The organism is Amycolatopsis sp. NBC_01307, assembly GCF_035975215.1.
GTDB lineage: Bacteria > Actinomycetota > Actinomycetes > Mycobacteriales > Pseudonocardiaceae > Amycolatopsis.
In genome coordinates this window covers 7900810-7916868 of record NZ_CP108403.1, presented here as the reverse complement: position 1 = coordinate 7916868, position 16059 = coordinate 7900810, and the positions used below count along the sequence as shown (strand labels likewise).

The following is a 16059-nucleotide window of genomic DNA, read 5'->3' as shown; positions in this document are numbered from 1 at the left end:
GCAGATGACCCAAGAAGCCGTCGACACGCTGCGGTTTCCCTTCACCAGCAAGCATCCGCTGCTGCCGCCCGAGGAGTACGCGCGGCTGCGCGCCGAGGAGCCGGTCGCGAAGGCGACGCTGCCCAACGGCCACGCCGTCTGGCTGGTCACCAAGCACGCCGACGTCCGCAAGGTGCTGGCCGACGCGCGGTTCAGCCGCGAGGCCATCACCCGCCCGGACGCGCCCCGGCTGCTGCCGGTCGCGGCCGGGTCGAAGTCGATCTTCGTGATGGACCCGCCCGAGCACACCCGGCTGCGCAAGCTCGTCGGGCGCGTGTTCACGACGCGGCAGGTGGAGAACCTGCGCCCGCGCGTCGAGGAGCTGGCCGAGGAGATGGTGGCCGGGATGGTCAAGGCCGGCCCGGGCGCCGACCTGATCGAGCACCTCGCGCAGCCGCTGCCGATCACCGTGATCTGCGAGATGCTCGGCGTCCCGCAGGACGACCACGACCTGTTCCGCGGCTGGACCGACGTGATGCTGAGCGTCGGGCACCGGTCGTCCGGTCAGGTCGGCGAGGCCGCCGGGAAGCTGAGGCAGTACCTCAACGACCTCATCGAGACCAAGCAGAAGAACCCGGCCGACGACCTGCTCGCCGTGCTGATCACCGCGCGGGACGAGGACGACTCGCTCAGCACCGAGGAGCTGCTCGCGTTCGCCGAGACGATGCTGATGGCCGGCTACCACGCGACGACGTCCGAGATCGCGCACGGCGTGCTGACCCTGACCGAACAGCCGGGCGCGGTGCGGCGGCTCGTCGAGCACCGCGACGAACTGCCGGCCGCCGTCGACGAGCTGCTGCGGTACTCGCAGGCCGGCGGCGGGGTCGGGCCGATCCGGATCGCCTTGGAGGACATGGAGATCGGCGGCATCACGGTCAAGGCGGGCGACGCGGTGCTGCCGTGCATCAACTCCGCGAACCGCGACGAAAGCGTTTTCACCGGCGCCGAAGAGGTGGACCTGACCCGCGCGCACAACCCGCACCTCGCCTTCGGGCACGGCATCCACCACTGCCTCGGCGCGCACCTGGGCCGGGTCGAGCTGACGGTCGCGCTGGACCGGATGCTCGAGCACTTCGGCGAGTTCCGCATCGCCGTCCCGCCCGCCGAACTCGAGTGGAGCGCGAACCGCGCGTTCACCCGACCGGACACCCTGCCGCTGCAGTGGTGACCCCTGTTGATCACACCACGCAAGGAAGGACCGTTCATGACCACCACTGCTGACCAGGGCACGGTTTCCGCGATCAACGCCCGGCCGCTGATCGAGCTGGGGACGTCGTTCTGGGCCGCCAAGACGCTGCTGACCGCCGTCGAGATCGGCCTGTTCACCGAACTGGGCGCCGGGTCGGCGAGCGAGGAGCAACTGCGGGCGAAGCTGGACCTGCACCCGCGCTCGTCGCGGGACTTCCTCGACGCGCTCGTCTCGCTCGACCTGCTGGAGCGCGAGGACGGGCTCTACCGCAACACCGCGACCACGGGGTACTTCCTCGACGAGCACAAGGAAACCTTCCTCGGCGGCTGGATGCGGCAGGCGAGCAAGCACCTGTTCCGCGCCTGGGGCGGGCTGACCGAAAGCCTTCGTTCGGGCAAGCCGTTCATCGGCTGGGACACCGCGGACTACTTCGAGCGGCTGTACGAGGACATGGAGGAGCGGCGCTCGTTCATCGCCGCGATGGACGCGTGGACGACGCACATCGCGACCGAGCTGGCCGACGGCGTCAACTGGGCCGAGCACAAGACGTTCGTCGACGTCGGCGGCGCGCGCGGCAACCTGTCGGCGTCGCTGGTGAAGGCCCAGCCGCACCTGGACGGCGTCGTGTTCGACCGGCCGGAGATCGCCGAGCTGTTCCACGAGCACATGGCGGCCAAGGGCACCACGGGGCGCGTCGGGTTCGTCGTCGGCGACTTCTTCACCGAGCCGATCCCGCCGGCGGACGTGCTGATCTTCGGGCACATCCTGCACGACTGGAACGACGAGGAGCGCGCGACGCTGGTGCGGCGCGCGTACGAGTCCGTCAACCCCGGCGGCATCGTGGTGATCTACGACCGGATGATCGACGACGACCGCCGCGTCAACAAGGTCGGCCTGCTGGGCTGCCTGAACCTGCTGGTGGTGACCCCGGGCGGCTCGGAGTACACGATCGCCGACTGCCGCGAGTACGCGTCGGCCGCGGGTTTCGAGTCGACGACGACGGTGGCGCTGTTCGACGGCCTCGAGACGGCCGTCGTCTGCCGGAAGGCCCGCTGATGCCGTACGTGGCGATCACCTACGACATCAAGAGCGGCTGCGAGGACGACGTCGCCGAGGTGTTCGCGGACTTCCAGCGTCCGAGGTCGAGCGTCCTGCCGGACGGTGCCCGGATCCTGGCGACCGCGGTGTTCATCCGGGACGCGACGCTGGTGAGGTTCATCGAGTACGACGGCGACCTGGACGCCGTAGCCCGCTTCATGGCGAACCAGCCGGGGGTGCGGGAGGTGGAGCGCAAGCTGGCGCCGTACCTGAACAACCCGCGTGACACGGGGACGGTGGAGGGTTTCGTCCGGACGTTCCGGGAAAGCATGCTGCGGTGCGTCACGCAGTTCGCGGTGCCCCGGAGCCCGGTACCCGCCTGACCCGCCGTACCTGCCGCCACGAGAACGGGCCGGGATCCTGTCGGATCCCGGCCCGTTCTTCGTGTCGACCCTCTGATCACGCGTGTCGGCTTCCTGATCACGCGAGTCGACCCTTCGATCACGGACCCTGCCCGGCCCCGGAGGGTCGGCTCGCGCGCTTGGAGGGTCGGTTCGGGTGTCTGGAGGGTCGGCTCGCGTGATCCCAGGGTCGACACGCGTGATTGAAGGGTCGACACGCGTGATTCCGAGGACGACACGCGTCGCGTCTCAGGTCCGCGCCGACACCCGGACCCCGGAGGGTCGGCTCACTCTGCGGCCGGCCTCCCCGGGGGTAGCGAAAAGCCGTGAAGGCCTCCTTACCGGCCGTAAGAGCCGGTAAGGAGGCCTTCACGGCCCTTGGGGTGCGGGACTCAGGCGGGGCGGCGAAGGACGACCAGGGTGTCGTAGTCGCCCAGGGGCTTCGACGTGAAGTCCGTGAAGCCGACCTCCGCGGCGTGCTCGCGGACCTCCGAGGCCGGGTACTCCGAGCCGCCGTCGCTGACCAGGAGCATGTCGATGCTGATCACCAGGTTCTCGACGTGGCGGGGGTCCTCGTCCAGCATGCGGTCGTACACCAGCAGCGTGCCGCCGGGGTTGACCGACGCCGAGGCCTTCTGCAGGATGCGCTTGCGGTGGTCGCGGTCGAAGTCGTGCAGGATGTGGCCCAGCACCACCAGGTCGGCCGATGGCAGGTCGTCGTGGAAGACGTTGCCGCCGTGGAACTCCAGGCGGTCGGTCAGGCCGAGCGTCGCCATGTGCTCGGTGAAGAACGGCTTCATCGGCGGCAGGTCGAAGACGTGCCCGTAGAGGTCCGGGTTCGCCTTGACGATCTGGCTCGCCATGTTGCCGCGGCAGCCGCCGATGTCGAGCATGGTCTTGAACTCCGACCACTCGAACGCCTCGATCAGCTGCGGCCCGAGCACCTGCGTGAGCGCGTCCATCATCCGGATGAACTGGCCCAGCACCTTCGGGTTCGCGATGACCTGCTCGAAGTCGCCCTCGGCCTGCGGCTTCCCGGTCTTGAGCGCCTCGGTGAGCAGGCCCCACGCCGGGTACAGGTTGTTGTTGGCGCGGTGCATGAAGCCGCCGACGTACGTCGGGAGGTTCGTCACCAGGTAGCGGTCGGCGCCGGCGGCGTTGCGGTAGCGGTCGCCCTCCTTCTCCAGCAGGCCCAGCGCCACCAGCAGGTTCAGGAAGTCGCCGAGGCCGCGCCCGTGCAGCGCCAGGCTCTTCCGGAGCTGCTCCTCGGTCGCCGAGCCCGAGTGCAGCTTGGTGAACAGGTCGAGTTCCACCGCGGTGAGCAACGCCTTGGCGTCACAGAAAGCGTTGCAGAGCCTGATGATTCCCGCCGGGGTGCTGACATCCGGTGCGGTACTCGTCATGTGCCGACTTCCCTTCTCGACAGTTCGCGCGGCCACTGACCGGGCCGGATCTGTCGTCACCGTTCCACCGCGGGGTGGAGCGCAACTCGAACCGGCGTGGAACCGGCGGCCTCCACCCGGGTTCGAGTTCCGGTTCAGCGGTCCTTGTCAGGCTCACGGCCAAGTCGAACGGGAAAGGTGGCGTCCGGTGGAGCAAGGACTGCGGGGCAAACGAGTACTGGTGACCGGTGGCACCAAGGGGATCGGCCGGGCCACGGCGCTCGCCTTCGCCCGGGCCGGAGCCTGGGTGCTCGCCGGCCACCGAACCGGTGACGAGGCGGCGGAAAGCCTGGCGCGGGAACTTAAGGCGCTCGGCGAGCACCACCGACTGGTGCAGGCGGACGTGACGCGCCGCGCGGACGTCGCGGCGCTGGCGGAGACGGTGCGAGCCGACTGGGGTGGGCTCGACGTCGTCGTCAACAACGTCGGGGTCGACGGCGGGGTCCCCTTCGGGGAGATCGACGACGCCGAGTGGGACCGGCTCATCGACCACAACGTGACGTCGGCCTACCTGGTCACGCAGGCCGTGCTGGACCTGCTGACCGACGGCGCGTCGGTGGTGAACGTCGGGTCGTCGGTCGCGCTGCGCGGCCGGGTCAACGGCGTGCACTACACCGCGTCGAAGGCCGCGCTGATCGGCTTCACCCGCGGCCTGTGCAAGGAGCTCGGCCCGCGCGGCATCCGGGTCAACACCGTCGCCCCCGGTCTCACCGAGACCGAGCCGGGCGCGGGCCTGCCGCCGCACGCCGTCGAGCGGATCGTCGGGATGACGGCGCTGGGCCGGATCTGCCAGCCGGAAGACGTCGCCGGCGCCGTGCTGTTCCTCGCCGGTGACACGGCGAAGTACATCAGCGGTGTCACCCTCAACGTCGACGGCGGGGTCTGATGGCCACCGCGCGACGCGGCCTGCGGGTCGTCGTCATCGGCGGTGGTGTCGGCGGGTTGTGCCTGGCCCAGGGGCTGCGCAAGGCCGGTGTCGACGTCTCCGTGCACGAACGCGACGACTCGATCCGCGGCCGCAACCAGGGCTACCGGCTGCACATCAGCCAGGACGGCGAACGCGCGCTGCGGGAGTGCCTGCCCGAGCGCGTCCAGACATTACTGACCGCGACGGCGAACAGCCGCTACGGCTTCGGCATGGCGAACTACGACGAGCACCTCACTCCACAGTGGACTCCGGAGATGAGCGACCCGCGGGCCGGGCAGGCGGACAAGGTCGACGCCGTCGACCGCGTCACGCTGCGGAAGGTGCTGCTGGCCGGGCTCACCGACGCCGTCCACTTCGGCAAGCGCTACACCCACCACGAGGTCCAGCCGGACGGCACGGTCGCCGTGCAGTTCGCGGACGGCAGCGTCGACACCGGGGACGTGCTCGTCGCCGCGGACGGCGCGAACTCCGGCATCCGGCGGGCGCGTGGCGGAGCCGAGCCGCGCGACCTCGGCGTCCGGACGATCTTCGGCCGGATCCCGATGACCGCGCGGCTGCGCGCGGAACTGCCGGAGATCCTGCAGGACCGGTTCACCTGGGTGATCGGCTCGGACGAGCACAAGCTCGGCCTGATGCCGATGGTCTTCCGGACCGAGCCGGCGACGGCGTCCGCGCGGCTGTGGCCGGAGCTGGCCTTCGAGCCGTGCGACGACTACTTCATGTCGGTGTTCTCCATGCACCGCACCGCGACCGGGATGCCGGACGAGCAGTTCCTCGCGATGAGCGGCGCCGCGCTGTGGGAGTTCGCGAAGGCCCGCACCACCGGCTGGCACCCGCACCTGCGGGCGATCATGGAGTTCGCCGACGTCGAGGAGACGTTCCCGGTGGCCGTCCGGGCGACCGCGCCGATCGAGCCGTGGGAACCGGGCCCGGTCATCCCGCTCGGCGACGCCGTCCACGCGATGCCGCCGTCCGGTGGTGTCGGCGCGAACACCGCGCTGCGCGACGCCGCGACGCTCACCCGCGAACTGCTCGCCGCCGACCGCGGCGAGCAGCCGGTCGCGCTGGCTTCCGAGCGGTACCAGACGGAAATGCTCGGGTACGCGACGGACGCCGTCGCGATGTCGCTGCAGGTCGCGAAGTGGTCGCTCAAACGGATCGACTTCGACGAGTCGGTGCTCCCGGCGCGCGTGGCCGGCTGACTCGGCCGGCTGAAAAGACAGGAGGAGTTATGGACATCGGAGTGGGCCTGCCCAACACCGTCCCCGGCACGGACGGCCGGCAGCTGATCGAGTTCGCCGCTCGCGCGGACGAGCTCGGGTTCAGCACGCTGGCCGTGCTCGACCGGCTGGTGTACGACAGCTACGACGCCACGGTGGCGCTGGCCGCGGCGGCCGCCGCCACCAGCCGGATCACCCTGGCCCCGACCATCCTGCTGGCCGGCTACTGGCCGAGCGCGGCGCTGCTGGCCAAGCAACTGGCGAGCATCGACCGGCTCTCCGGCGGGCGGCTGGTGGTCGGCGTCGCCGCCGGCGGGCGCGAAGACGACTTCCTCGCCACCGGCGTCGACTTCCACACCCGCGGCAAGTGGCTCGACCAGCTGCTCGGCGAGCTCAAGGAGGTCTGGGCGGGCCGCGGCCCGGTGCCGGGCATCGGCCCGAAGCCGTCGAACGGCGCGGCCGTGCCGATCTGGGCCGGTGGCAACGGGCCCGCGTTCATCCGCCGCGCCGCCGAGCACGGCATCGGCTGGGTGTCCGGTGGCGGCCCGGTTTCGCGCTACCCGCAACAGGCCGACCAGGTCCGCACGGCGTTCGTCGCGGCGGGCCGCACGGACACGCCGAAGATGGGCGCGCTCACCTACGTCGCCCTCGGCGAGGAGCGCAAGGCGGCCGGCGGCCGCTACCTGCTCGACTACTACTCCTACATGGGCGAGAAGGCGCAGTTCCTGGCGAACGGCGTCATCTCCGACGAGACCCGGCTGCGCGAGACGATCGACGCCTACGCCGCCGCCGGGTGCGACGAACTGCTGCTCTTCCCCTGCACGTCCGACGTCGACCAGCTCGACGAGCTGGCCAAGGTCTGCCTGTAACCCGGCCGCGAGCAAAGGAAAACGCATGACTGACATCCGAGTGCCGGTGCTCGTCGTGGGCGCCGGCCCGGTCGGCATCTCGACCGCGCTGTTCCTGGCCCGCCACGGCGTCGGGCCCCTGCTCGTGGAGCAGCGGGACGGCACGTCCACGCTGCCGCGGGCGCCCGGGCTGCAGGCCCGGACCATGGAGCTGTTCCGCGCCGCCGGGGTGAACCAGGAGATCCGCGCCCTCGAGGTCGGCGACTCCCACCCGTACTTCGAAGGCGGCATCATCCAGGTCCGCACCTTCGCCGAGATCGACGACGCCGAGGTGCTGGAGTCGCCGTCGCTCGACGGCCCGACCGTCAGCCCCGAGCGCGTGATGGGCTGCGGCCAGGACCGCTACGAGCGCGTGCTGGCCGACTTGGCCCGCGGCGCGGGCGCCGACATCCGGTTCGGGACGCGGCTGACGTCGTTCACCCAGGACTCCGACGGCGTCACCGCGCAGATCAAGGACCTCACCACCGGCGAGGAGACCACGGTCCGGGCCGACTACCTGGTCGCCGGGGACGGCGCGAACAGCCGGATCCGCAAGGCGCTCGGCGTCGAGCGCAGTGGCATCGGCACCGTGTTCAACGCGCTGAGCGTGTACTTCCGCGCGCCGCAGCTGACGTCGGTGCTCAAGGACCGCAAGTTCATCCTGTGTTACGCCACCGCGGCGCCCGGCACGCTGATGGGCCTGTCGCGGCTGCACGGCGCCGACCCGTGGCTGGCCGCGCCGCTGTACTACCCGGAGAAGGGCGAGACGCCCGCCGACTACCCGGACGAGCGGTGCGTCGAGATCGTGCGCACGGCCGCCGGGGTGCCGGACATGGACGTCGAGATCGTCGCGAAGGTGCCGTGGCAGGGCGCGCAGCTGGTGGCCGACACGTTCCGCAGCGGGCGCGTCTTCCTCGCCGGCGACGCGGCGCACGTGCACCCGCCGGCCGGCGGGTTCGGCGCCAACACCGGCATCCACGACGCGCACAACCTCGCGTGGAAGATCGCCGCCGTGCTGGCCGGCACGGGCGGTGACGCGCTGCTCGACAGCTACGACGCCGAGCGCCGCGGCGTCGGCGGGGCGATGGCCCGCCAGGCCATGGTGCGCAACCGGATCCGGCACGGTTACGCCGACGAAGAGACCCGGGCGTCCCTGGTGGACGACGTCATCATCACCCTCGGGTACCGCTACCACTCCGAGGCGATCACCGGCGGTCAGGCGGACGCCCCGACGCTCAGCCCGGGCCTGGAGCTGGCCGGCGAGCCCGGCACGCGCGCGCCGCACGTCTGGCTGGAGCGCAACGGGCAGCGACTGTCCACAATAGACCTGTTCTGGGACAAGTTCGTGCTGCTCACCGGCTCGCGCGCCAACGGCTGGGTCGAGGCCGCCGAGCGCGTCGCCAAGCAGACCGGCCTGCCGCTGGAGGTCCAGGTGATCGACGGCGGCGAGATCACCGCCGTCGACCGCGACTGGGCCAAGGCGTACGGCGTCTCGGCGGACGGCGCGGTGCTCGTGCGGCCGGACGCGTTCGTCGCGTGGCGCTCGGCCGGCAAGGTCGCCGACCAGGACACCGTGCTCGCCGACGTGCTGACCCGCGCCAGCGGCCTGCCGCCCGAGGGCGTGGCGTGAGCGCGCCGGAGATCGACCGGGTCGCGCTCGACGGCACTGTCTCGTTGCGACGGATGCCGCGCTGGTACACGACGCTGTTCGTCACGGACACGTTGGAGCGCTTCGGGTTCTACGGCATGCAGGCGATCCTCGTGCTGTACGCCGCCGCGCCGGTGGAGCGCGGCGGCCTAGGGCTGCGCACGGCCGACGCGGCCGCGTTGTTCGGCGCCTGGATCAGCGTGATGTTCCTGCTCTCGCTGCCCGGCGGCTGGATCGGCGACCGGCTGCTCGGGCAGTGGCGCGGGTTGCTGTGCGGCTGCGTGCTCAGCGGCGCGGGCTACCTGGCGCTGGCCGCGCCGACCGGCTGGGCCACCACGGCCGGCCTGATCCTGCTCGCCGCGGGTGGCGGGTTGTTCAAGCCGAACCACCAGGCGCTGATCAACCTGATGTTCGACGGCCGCCGCGGCCGCGAGTCGGGCATCTCGCTGATGTACGTCGGCGTCCAGATCTCGGCGCTCGCCGCGCCGCTGATCACCGGCTACCTCGGCGAGAAGGTCAGCTGGCACCTCGGGTTCTCGGTCGCTTCGGCGGCCGTCCTGGTGACGGCGGTGCTGCTGGCCTTCTCGGCCGGGCAGTTCGGCGGCACCGGGATGCGCGCGCGCCGGCCGGCCACGCCGGTCGAGCGGCGCCGGGCCCTGCGCGGGGCGGGCCTGGTGCTCGGGCTCGTCGTGGTGCTCGTCGCGCTGCTGGCCGTGACCGGCCGGCTGTCCGCGACCACCGCGATCATGATCGCGAGCGTGCTCAGCATCCTGCTGCCGGTCGTGGGGTACGTGACGCTGTACCGGAACCCGGCGCTCACCGCGGGGCGGCGGCGCCGGCTGCGCGGTTACCTCGCGGTGTGCCTCGGGGCCACGTTGTTCTGGATCATCATCGCGCACTCGGCGTCGCTGCTGACGCTGTTCGCGCGGGACCACACCGACCTGACGGTGTTCGGCCTGGGCATCCCGGCCAGCTGGCTGCAGGCGGCGACGCCAGCGTTCATCCTGGTGCTCGCCCCGGTGGTGGCCAAGGTGCTGCCCGCGGTCGACGGCGTCGGCGTGAAGCTCGGCGTCGGCCTGGTGATGGTGGGCACCGGGTTCCTCGTGATGTGCGTCGGGTCCTCGCTCGCCGAAGACGGTCAGCAGGTGTCACTGCTCTGGCTCGCGCTGGTCTACCTGCTGCACGCGGCCGGTGAGGTGATCATCGCGGCGGTCGCGATCTCGTCGGCCGCCGACGTGCTCGGGCCGGAGTTCATCGGCCGCGTCATCGGGATGCTGTGGCTGTTCGCCGCCCTGGGTGGCGGGCTCGGCAGCATGCTGGTGCGGCTGAGCACGGCCATGAGTGAGCCCGTCTACTACGCCTCCCTCGGCGGGGTGGCCGCCCTCATCGGCGTCGTCTTCCTGCTGTCCCGCCGCACGCTCGGCAACGCGCTCGTCGCCGAAGTCGCCGACGTCGTCGATGTCGCTGATGTCCAGAAAGGACACGTGTAATGCCCTACGCGGCCATCACCTACCGGGTCAAGCCCGGGTTCGAGGACGAGATCGCCGACGTCTTCGCGCGGTTCAAGCGGGTCGACACCCCGGACTTCCGCGGCGACGACGGCGACGCGGCCGGCCGGCTGCTCGGCACGGCCGTGTTCGTCAAGGACGACATCGTCGTGCGGTTCATCCACTTCGAAGGCGACTTCGCGGCCGTCGGCAAGCACATGGCGGCCCAGAGCGGGGTGCACACGGTCGAGCACGAGCTCGCGCCGTACCTCGCCGAGCAGCGCGACACCGACAGCGCTTCCGGGTTCGCCGAGTACTTCCGGAACGCGACCATGCGGTGCGTCTCCCAGCTGTCCGTGGCGACCCACCCGGCGGGGAGCTGAGCCATGACTCTGGCACGCATCGGCGTGATCGGCCTCGGGATGATGGGCGGGGGCATGGCCCGGGCCCTGCTCGCCGCCGGGTTCGAGGTCACCGCCTACAACCGGACCGCGGCGAAGGCCGCCCCGCTCGCGGAAGCGGGGGCGCGGATCGCCGCGTCCCCGGCGGAAGCCGCGGCGGACGTGGACGTGGTGCTGCTCAGCCTGGCCGACGAAGCCGCTGTCACGCAGGTCGTGTTCGACGGCCTCGCGACCCGGCTGCGGCCCGGACTGACCATTGTGGACACTTCGACGGTGTCGCCCGCTTTCGCCGAGGAGATCACCGAGCGGCTCGACGCGCTCGGCGTGCGGCGGGTCGAGGCGTGCGTCATCGGGAACCCGAAGATGGCCGCGACCGGTGAGCTGCGGGTGTTCGTGGCCGGCGAGCGCGCGTGGGCGGACGACGTGTCCGGCGTGCTGTCCGCGCTCGGCCGGGACGTCCGCTACCTCGGCGGGCCCGGCAGTGCGGGTGTGCTGAAGCTGGCGTTCAACCTGCTGCTCGGCGTGCAGACGGCCGGGCTGGCCGAGGCGGTCGCGCTCGCCGAGTCGATGGGCATGGAACGCGACCTGCTGCTGGACGCGTTCGACAACAGCGGCTGGCGCTCGCCGGTGCTGGCGTTCCGCGCGGACTTCATGCGGCGTCGCTCCTACCGCCCGGCCGCGTTCCGGACGACGTTGATGCACAAGGACCTCCGGCTCGCGACGGCCGAGGCGGAGCGGCACGGAGCATCGCTGCCACTGACGTCGAAAGCGGCCGAGCGGTTCGAAGAACTGCTCGACGCGGGCCGCGGTGACGACGACGCGGCCGCGGTCGTCGAGCTGTCCCGGGCGGCTGTCCGGCCATGATCACGTGGCTGCTGTCCGTCGCGGTGCTGGCCGGCAGCGGTGTCGTGGCCGGGGTGCTGTTCGCGGTGGCGCTGAGCGTGCTGCCCGCCCTGATCACGATGCCCGCCGACCGGTACGTCTACGCGCACCAGCTGATCGGCAAGCGGTGGGACCCGACGATGCCGATCATCGTGCTTTCCTCGACGGTGATCGACATCGTGCTGGTGTTCACGGCCGATTCCGGGAACGGGTTGTTCGCGGTCGCCGCGGTGCTTTTGCTGGCGGTTTCGATCGTCTCGCACTTCTGCAACGTGCCGATCAACCGCGTCGTCAAATCCCTCGACCCGGAAAGCGTTCCGCCGGACTGGCGCGACCCGCGTCCATTGTGGCGCCGCTTCCACCTGCTGCGGACGGCGTTGGCGCTGGTCGCAGTGGTCGTCAACGCGGTCGCCTTGGTCCCGGCCTGAGCGGTTTCGAGTCCCGTCCTAGGTGGGTTGTAGGGGTGGTCCGCATTCTGGATCGCGTGAGCAGGAAAGCGTTTGCCGTTATCCGTCTCGGATTCTTTTCGCGTGGAGGGCATCGATGAGCACGGTCGTCACCGGGATCGGCGTGGTCGCGCCGACCGGGATCGGCGCCACGGCGCACTGGGAGGCGGTCCTGGCGGGCAAGTCGGGCATCGCCCGCATCGACCGCTTCGACGCCTCCGGCTACCCGGTCCGGCACGCCGGCCAGGTGCCCGGGTTCTCCGCGAAGGAGCGGATTCCCGGTCGGCTGATCCCGCAGACCGACCACTGGACGCACCTCGGCCTCGCCGCCGCGGCCGACGCGCTGGCCGACGCCGCGCTCGACCCGGCGGGCGTGCCCGAGTTCGAGATGGCCGTCGTCACCTCGAGCTCGTCCGGCGGCACCGAGTTCGGGCAGCACGAGATGGAGCGGCTGTACCAGAACGGGCCGTCGTGGGTGGGCGCGTACCAGTCCATTGCCTGGTTCTACGCCGCGACCACCGGCCAGATCTCGATCCGGCACGGCATGCGCGGCCCGTGCGGCGTGCTGGCCTGCGAACAGGCGGGCGGGCTCGACGTCCTCGGCCAGGCGCGGCGGCTGATCCGCGGCGGCTCGCGGGTCGTCGTCAGCGGTGGCACCGACGCGTCGCTGTGCCCGTACGGTCTCGTGGCCCAGCTGTCCGCCGGCGGCTTGTCCACAGTGGACGACCCGGCCCGCGCGTACCTCCCCTTCGACGTCGAGGCGTCCGGGCACCTGCCCGGCGAGGGCGGCGCGATCCTGATCGCGGAGAGCGCCGAAAGCGCCCGCGAGCGGGGCGTCGAGGCGTACGGCGTCATCGCCGGGTACGCGGCCGGGTTCGACCCGCCGCCCGGCTCCGACCGGCCGCCGGTCCTCCGGCGCACCATCGCGCGGGCCCTGGCCGACGCCGGCGTCACACCGTCCGAAGTGGACGTCGTGTTCGCCGACGCGTCCGGCGTGCCGGCCGCCGACCTGATCGAGGCTCGAGCCCTCGTCGAGACGTTCGGACCAGGGTCGGTACCGGTCACCGCGCCGAAGACGCTGACCGGCCGGCTCTACGGCGGCGGCGCCGCGCTCGACGTCGCGACCGCGCTGCTCGCGATGCGGGCCGGGATCGTCCCGCACACCGTCGGCCCGGAGCGGCTCGCCCCGGGCTGCGACCTCGACCTGGTGACCCGGCCGCGTGACGCCGACCTGCGCACCGCGCTCGTACTGGCCCGCGGTCACGGCGGCTTCACCGCCGCACTCGTCTTGTGCCGCCCGTAGCACCGAAGAACGGAGAAACCCATGAGCGAGTTCACCCTGCTGGAGCTCAAGGAGATCATGACGACCAGCGCCGGCGTCGACGAAGGCGTCGAGCTGGACGGCGACATCGCCGGCGTCGAGTTCGCGGACCTCGGTTACGACTCCCTGGCCATGCTGGAGCTGCGCAGCCAGGTCGAGCGCCGCTACGGCGTGAGCCTGCCGGACGACGCCGTCTCGGAGACGACCACGCCCGGCGACGCCGTCGCGTTCGTCAACGACCTGCTCTCGAAGGCGGCCGTCTGAGATGGCCGGGCACACCGACAACGAGATCGTCATCGACGCGCCGCTCGAGCTCGTTTGGGCGATGACCAACGACATCCCGACGTGGACGACGTTGTTCAGCGAGTACTCCGAGGCGACCGTGCTGTCCGAAAAGGACGGAACGATCCGCTTCCGCCTCGCGCTGCACCCGGACGAGACCGGCAAGGTCTGGGGCTGGGTGTCCGCGCGGACGCCGGACGAGGCCACGCACACCGTGCGTTCGCAGCGCGTCGAAACCGGCCCGTTCAAGTACATGTGGATCTACTGGGAGTACTTCGCGGTCCCCGAAGGCACCCGGATGCGCTGGGTGCAGGACTTCGAGATGAAGCCGCAGGCGCCGGTCGGCGACCAGGCGATGCAGGACCGGCTCAACACCAACACGCCGATCCAGATGCGGCTGATCAAGGACAAGGTCGAGGCGGCGGCGCGGGCCGTCGTCTGAAGCGAGCAGTGAAGGAGGTGTGCGGTGCTGCAGGTGCTCGTCCCGCTCGTGATCCTGGCCAACGGCCTCGCCGCGGGGGTCCTGATGGGAACCCAGCTCGGGGGCTGGCCGTTGCTGCAGAGCCTGCCGGCGGACCGGTACGTGCACGCGCACGCCTTCTTCGCCACGCGCTACGACCCGTTCATGCCGGTCTGCCTGATCGTGACCGTGCTCGGCGACGTCACGCTCGCGCTGGTCGCGGACGCGGCCGGCACCCGGCCGCTGTTCCTGGCCGCGACCGTGCTCGCGCTGGCCACGATCACCATCTCCCTGCTCAAGAACGTCCCGGTCAACAAGTGGGTGCGGGCCCTCGACCCGGACGACCTGCCCGCCGACTTCGCCGGCCGCGACCCGCGGCCGGCGTGGGGCCGGTGGAACCGGACGCGCACCGCGCTGTCGGTGCTCGCCCTGCTCGCCAACTGCCTCGCGCTCGGCCTGTCGCTGTGAGCCGCGACGCCCACGTCACCAGAACACGGAGGACCTGATGAATCTCGGTTTGGCAGGCAAGAAGGCACTCGTGACCGGCGGGACGCGCGGGGTCGGCCGCGGCGTCGTGCTCGCGCTGGCACGCCAGGGCGTCGACGTCGTCACGTGCTACCGGCAGGAGGGCGAAGCCGCCCTTTCGCTGGAGCGCGAGCTTAAGGAGATCGGCGGCAACCACCACGTCGTGCGCGCCGACCTGGCCGACCCGGCGCAGATCACCGAGCTGCTCGGCGAGTGCCGGACGCGCTTCGGGCAGCTCGACGTCATCGTCAACAACGCCGCGATCATCAACCACGTGCCGTACGAAAAGCTGTCGCTCGAGGACTGGCAGCGGACGCTCGACACCAACGTCACGGCCGTGCACCTGGTCATCCAGGGCGCGCTTCCCTTGCTGCACGAGGGAAGTTCGGTGATGAGCATGAGTTCGAAGTCGATCGAGGTCGGCATCCCGCTGCGGGCGCACTACACCACCACCAAAGCGGCGTTGCACGGACTCCACAGGTCGGTTGCTCGTGAACTGGGTTCACGAGGTATCCGCTTCAACATCCTGTCCCTCGGCATGATCCACACCGAGGCCATCGACGCGATGCCGGAAGAGCAGCGCGCGCTGATGATCCAGCGCTACAGCGACAAGACGGCGCTCGGCCGCCTCGGCACGCCCGACGAGGTCGCCGGCGCGGTGTCCTGGCTCAGCAGTGACTACGCGCGGTACGTCACCGGCTCGGTCGTCTCGGTCGACGGCGGGATCGCCTGATGGCCGCCGCGTTCCGCGTCATGCTGCGGATGGAGATCAAGCCCGGCCTCGGCGGCGAGTTCGAGCGCGTCTGGGCGGAGATCGGCGACTCGGTGACGTCGCACCCGGCGAACCTCGGGCAGTGGCTGTCGCGGTCGGACGAGGACGGCGTCTACTACATCGTCAGCGACTGGGTCGACGAGCCGCGCTTCCGGGAGTTCGAGACCAGCGACCGGCACCTGGAGCACCGGCAGAAGCTGCACCCGTTCCGCTCGGGCGGCTCGATGACGACCATGCACGTCGTCGCCCACCTGGCCGGCAGTGCCGAAGCCGGTCGAGCGCACGCGGACTGGGCGGTGGCCCGGTGACCGACGGCGGCGTGCGCGTCCTGCTCTACCACGTGACCGACGACGCCGCCGGCATCGAAGCGGCCTACCACGAGGCCGGCGACCGGCTGGCGGGCACGCCCGGCCTGCTGGGCAACGAGCTGCTGCGCTCGGTCCACGCCGAGAACGGCTTCGTGGTGGTCAGCTCCTGGGCCGACCTGGCCGCGTTCGACGCCTGGGAGCAGGGCGCCGGGCACAAGGACCAGACGGCGCCGCTGCGGCCCTACCGCGATCTGTCGCTGGCGCGGCCGTTCGCCGTCTACCGGGTCGCCGCGACCCGCTCGGGACCGGACGCGCCGTGAACCCCGAGTTCACGGCGGAACCGCGGTGGCGGACGGCGGGCCGGGCCGTGCTCGGCGTGCTGA

Annotated in this window: 19 protein-coding genes; 18 read left to right on the top strand and 1 reads right to left on the bottom strand. The window is 71.2% G+C overall.

Features of this window, described 5'->3' with window-relative positions:
- Nucleotides 1-4 precede the first annotated feature (4 nt).
- Genes OG439_RS34700 through OG439_RS34690 form a run of 3 tightly spaced genes read left to right on the top strand, consistent with a single transcriptional unit; the run spans nucleotide 5 to nucleotide 2649 of the window.
- Nucleotides 5-1207: a cytochrome P450 gene (locus OG439_RS34700; protein ID WP_326944858.1), complete on the top strand. Its 1203-nt coding sequence runs from the start codon at nucleotides 5-7 to the stop codon at nucleotides 1205-1207.
- Nucleotides 1208-1243: 36 nt separating this feature from the next.
- Complete coding sequence (locus OG439_RS34695) at nucleotides 1244-2284, top strand: methyltransferase (RefSeq protein ID WP_326944857.1); 1041 nt, start codon at nucleotides 1244-1246, stop codon at nucleotides 2282-2284.
- Nucleotides 2284-2649: a SchA/CurD-like domain-containing protein gene (locus OG439_RS34690; RefSeq protein WP_326944856.1), complete on the top strand. Its 366-nt coding sequence runs from the start codon at nucleotides 2284-2286 to the stop codon at nucleotides 2647-2649. The genes OG439_RS34695 and OG439_RS34690 overlap by 1 nt, the downstream gene beginning before the upstream one ends.
- A 410-nt stretch (nucleotides 2650-3059) precedes the next feature.
- On the opposite strand, the gene OG439_RS34685 is transcribed toward OG439_RS34690, so the two are convergent.
- Nucleotides 3060-4070: a methyltransferase gene (locus OG439_RS34685; protein ID WP_326944855.1), complete on the bottom strand. Its 1011-nt coding sequence runs from the start codon at nucleotides 4068-4070 to the stop codon at nucleotides 3060-3062.
- Here OG439_RS34685 and OG439_RS34680 point away from each other — a divergent pair.
- The 15 genes from OG439_RS34680 to OG439_RS34610 all read left to right on the top strand — a co-directional run bounded on the left by OG439_RS34680 (nucleotide 4027) and on the right by OG439_RS34610 (nucleotide 15996).
- Nucleotides 4027-4995, top strand: coding sequence for an SDR family NAD(P)-dependent oxidoreductase (locus OG439_RS34680; RefSeq protein ID WP_326944854.1), 969 nt, complete (start codon nucleotides 4027-4029; stop codon nucleotides 4993-4995). The genes OG439_RS34685 and OG439_RS34680 overlap by 44 nt on opposite strands.
- Complete coding sequence (locus OG439_RS34675; protein ID WP_326944853.1) at nucleotides 4995-6239, top strand: FAD-dependent oxidoreductase; 1245 nt, start codon at nucleotides 4995-4997, stop codon at nucleotides 6237-6239. The genes OG439_RS34680 and OG439_RS34675 overlap by 1 nt, the downstream gene beginning before the upstream one ends.
- Nucleotides 6240-6268: 29 nt before the next feature.
- Nucleotides 6269-7126, top strand: a complete 858-nt coding sequence (locus tag OG439_RS34670; protein ID WP_326944852.1) for an LLM class flavin-dependent oxidoreductase — start codon at nucleotides 6269-6271, stop codon at nucleotides 7124-7126.
- Nucleotides 7127-7151: 25 nt separating this feature from the next.
- On the top strand, nucleotides 7152-8774 hold the full coding sequence (locus tag OG439_RS34665) for an FAD-dependent oxidoreductase (RefSeq protein ID WP_326944851.1): 1623 nt from the start codon (nucleotides 7152-7154) through the stop codon (nucleotides 8772-8774).
- Nucleotides 8771-10282, top strand: coding sequence for a peptide MFS transporter (locus tag OG439_RS34660; protein ID WP_326944850.1), 1512 nt, complete (start codon nucleotides 8771-8773; stop codon nucleotides 10280-10282). The genes OG439_RS34665 and OG439_RS34660 overlap by 4 nt, the downstream gene beginning before the upstream one ends.
- Complete coding sequence (locus OG439_RS34655; RefSeq protein WP_326944849.1) at nucleotides 10282-10662, top strand: SchA/CurD-like domain-containing protein; 381 nt, start codon at nucleotides 10282-10284, stop codon at nucleotides 10660-10662. Before OG439_RS34660 ends, OG439_RS34655 begins: the two co-directional genes overlap by 1 nt.
- Nucleotides 10663-10665: 3 nt before the next feature.
- On the top strand, nucleotides 10666-11544 hold the full coding sequence (locus OG439_RS34650; RefSeq protein WP_326944848.1) for an NAD(P)-dependent oxidoreductase: 879 nt from the start codon (nucleotides 10666-10668) through the stop codon (nucleotides 11542-11544).
- A complete protein-coding gene (locus tag OG439_RS34645; protein ID WP_326944847.1) occupies nucleotides 11541-11990 on the top strand; it encodes a DUF1772 domain-containing protein in 450 nt (149 codons plus the stop codon). Before OG439_RS34650 ends, OG439_RS34645 begins: the two co-directional genes overlap by 4 nt.
- A gap of 115 nt (nucleotides 11991-12105) precedes the next feature.
- Entirely contained in the window at nucleotides 12106-13311 is a 1206-nt protein-coding gene (locus OG439_RS34640; protein WP_326944846.1) for a ketosynthase chain-length factor, read from the top strand.
- A gap of 21 nt (nucleotides 13312-13332) precedes the next feature.
- Complete coding sequence (locus OG439_RS34635) at nucleotides 13333-13593, top strand: acyl carrier protein (RefSeq protein WP_247058700.1); 261 nt, start codon at nucleotides 13333-13335, stop codon at nucleotides 13591-13593.
- 1 nt (nucleotide 13594) lies between these two features.
- Nucleotides 13595-14053, top strand: a complete 459-nt coding sequence (locus OG439_RS34630) for an SRPBCC family protein (RefSeq protein ID WP_326944845.1) — start codon at nucleotides 13595-13597, stop codon at nucleotides 14051-14053.
- 24 nt (nucleotides 14054-14077) lie between these two features.
- On the top strand, nucleotides 14078-14539 hold the full coding sequence (locus OG439_RS34625) for a DUF1772 domain-containing protein (RefSeq protein WP_247058698.1): 462 nt from the start codon (nucleotides 14078-14080) through the stop codon (nucleotides 14537-14539).
- Nucleotides 14540-14576: 37 nt separating this feature from the next.
- A complete protein-coding gene (locus tag OG439_RS34620) occupies nucleotides 14577-15329 on the top strand; it encodes an SDR family NAD(P)-dependent oxidoreductase (RefSeq protein ID WP_326944844.1) in 753 nt (250 codons plus the stop codon).
- Nucleotides 15329-15676 (top strand): antibiotic biosynthesis monooxygenase family protein, encoded by a 348-nt coding sequence (locus tag OG439_RS34615; protein WP_326944843.1) that lies wholly within the window; start codon nucleotides 15329-15331, stop codon nucleotides 15674-15676. Before OG439_RS34620 ends, OG439_RS34615 begins: the two co-directional genes overlap by 1 nt.
- Nucleotides 15673-15996 carry an antibiotic biosynthesis monooxygenase family protein gene (locus OG439_RS34610; protein ID WP_247058695.1) on the top strand — a complete coding sequence of 108 codons (324 nt, stop codon included), beginning with the start codon at nucleotides 15673-15675 and terminating at the stop codon, nucleotides 15994-15996. The genes OG439_RS34615 and OG439_RS34610 overlap by 4 nt, the downstream gene beginning before the upstream one ends.
- Nucleotides 15997-16059: the final 63 nt, after the last annotated feature.

What these genes read in the sequence shown, in the direction of transcription:
- OG439_RS34700 (WP_326944858.1), top strand. Translation starts at nt 5, where the DNA reads ATGACCCAAGAAGCCGTCGACACGCTGCGGTTTCCCTTCACCAGCAAG.
- OG439_RS34695 (WP_326944857.1), top strand. Translation starts at nt 1,244, where the DNA reads ATGACCACCACTGCTGACCAGGGCACGGTTTCCGCGATCAACGCCCGG.
- OG439_RS34690 (WP_326944856.1), top strand. Translation starts at nt 2,284, where the DNA reads ATGCCGTACGTGGCGATCACCTACGACATCAAGAGCGGCTGCGAGGAC.
- OG439_RS34680 (WP_326944854.1), top strand. Translation starts at nt 4,027, where the DNA reads ATGATTCCCGCCGGGGTGCTGACATCCGGTGCGGTACTCGTCATGTGC.
- OG439_RS34685 (WP_326944855.1), bottom strand. Translation starts at nt 4,070, where the DNA reads ATGACGAGTACCGCACCGGATGTCAGCACCCCGGCGGGAATCATCAGG.
- OG439_RS34675 (WP_326944853.1), top strand. Translation starts at nt 4,995, where the DNA reads ATGGCCACCGCGCGACGCGGCCTGCGGGTCGTCGTCATCGGCGGTGGT.
- OG439_RS34670 (WP_326944852.1), top strand. Translation starts at nt 6,269, where the DNA reads ATGGACATCGGAGTGGGCCTGCCCAACACCGTCCCCGGCACGGACGGC.
- OG439_RS34665 (WP_326944851.1), top strand. Translation starts at nt 7,152, where the DNA reads ATGACTGACATCCGAGTGCCGGTGCTCGTCGTGGGCGCCGGCCCGGTC.
- OG439_RS34655 (WP_326944849.1), top strand. Translation starts at nt 10,282, where the DNA reads ATGCCCTACGCGGCCATCACCTACCGGGTCAAGCCCGGGTTCGAGGAC.
- OG439_RS34650 (WP_326944848.1), top strand. Translation starts at nt 10,666, where the DNA reads ATGACTCTGGCACGCATCGGCGTGATCGGCCTCGGGATGATGGGCGGG.
- OG439_RS34645 (WP_326944847.1), top strand. Translation starts at nt 11,541, where the DNA reads ATGATCACGTGGCTGCTGTCCGTCGCGGTGCTGGCCGGCAGCGGTGTC.
- OG439_RS34640 (WP_326944846.1), top strand. Translation starts at nt 12,106, where the DNA reads ATGAGCACGGTCGTCACCGGGATCGGCGTGGTCGCGCCGACCGGGATC.
- OG439_RS34635 (WP_247058700.1), top strand. Translation starts at nt 13,333, where the DNA reads ATGAGCGAGTTCACCCTGCTGGAGCTCAAGGAGATCATGACGACCAGC.
- OG439_RS34630 (WP_326944845.1), top strand. Translation starts at nt 13,595, where the DNA reads ATGGCCGGGCACACCGACAACGAGATCGTCATCGACGCGCCGCTCGAG.
- OG439_RS34620 (WP_326944844.1), top strand. Translation starts at nt 14,577, where the DNA reads ATGAATCTCGGTTTGGCAGGCAAGAAGGCACTCGTGACCGGCGGGACG.
- OG439_RS34615 (WP_326944843.1), top strand. Translation starts at nt 15,329, where the DNA reads ATGGCCGCCGCGTTCCGCGTCATGCTGCGGATGGAGATCAAGCCCGGC.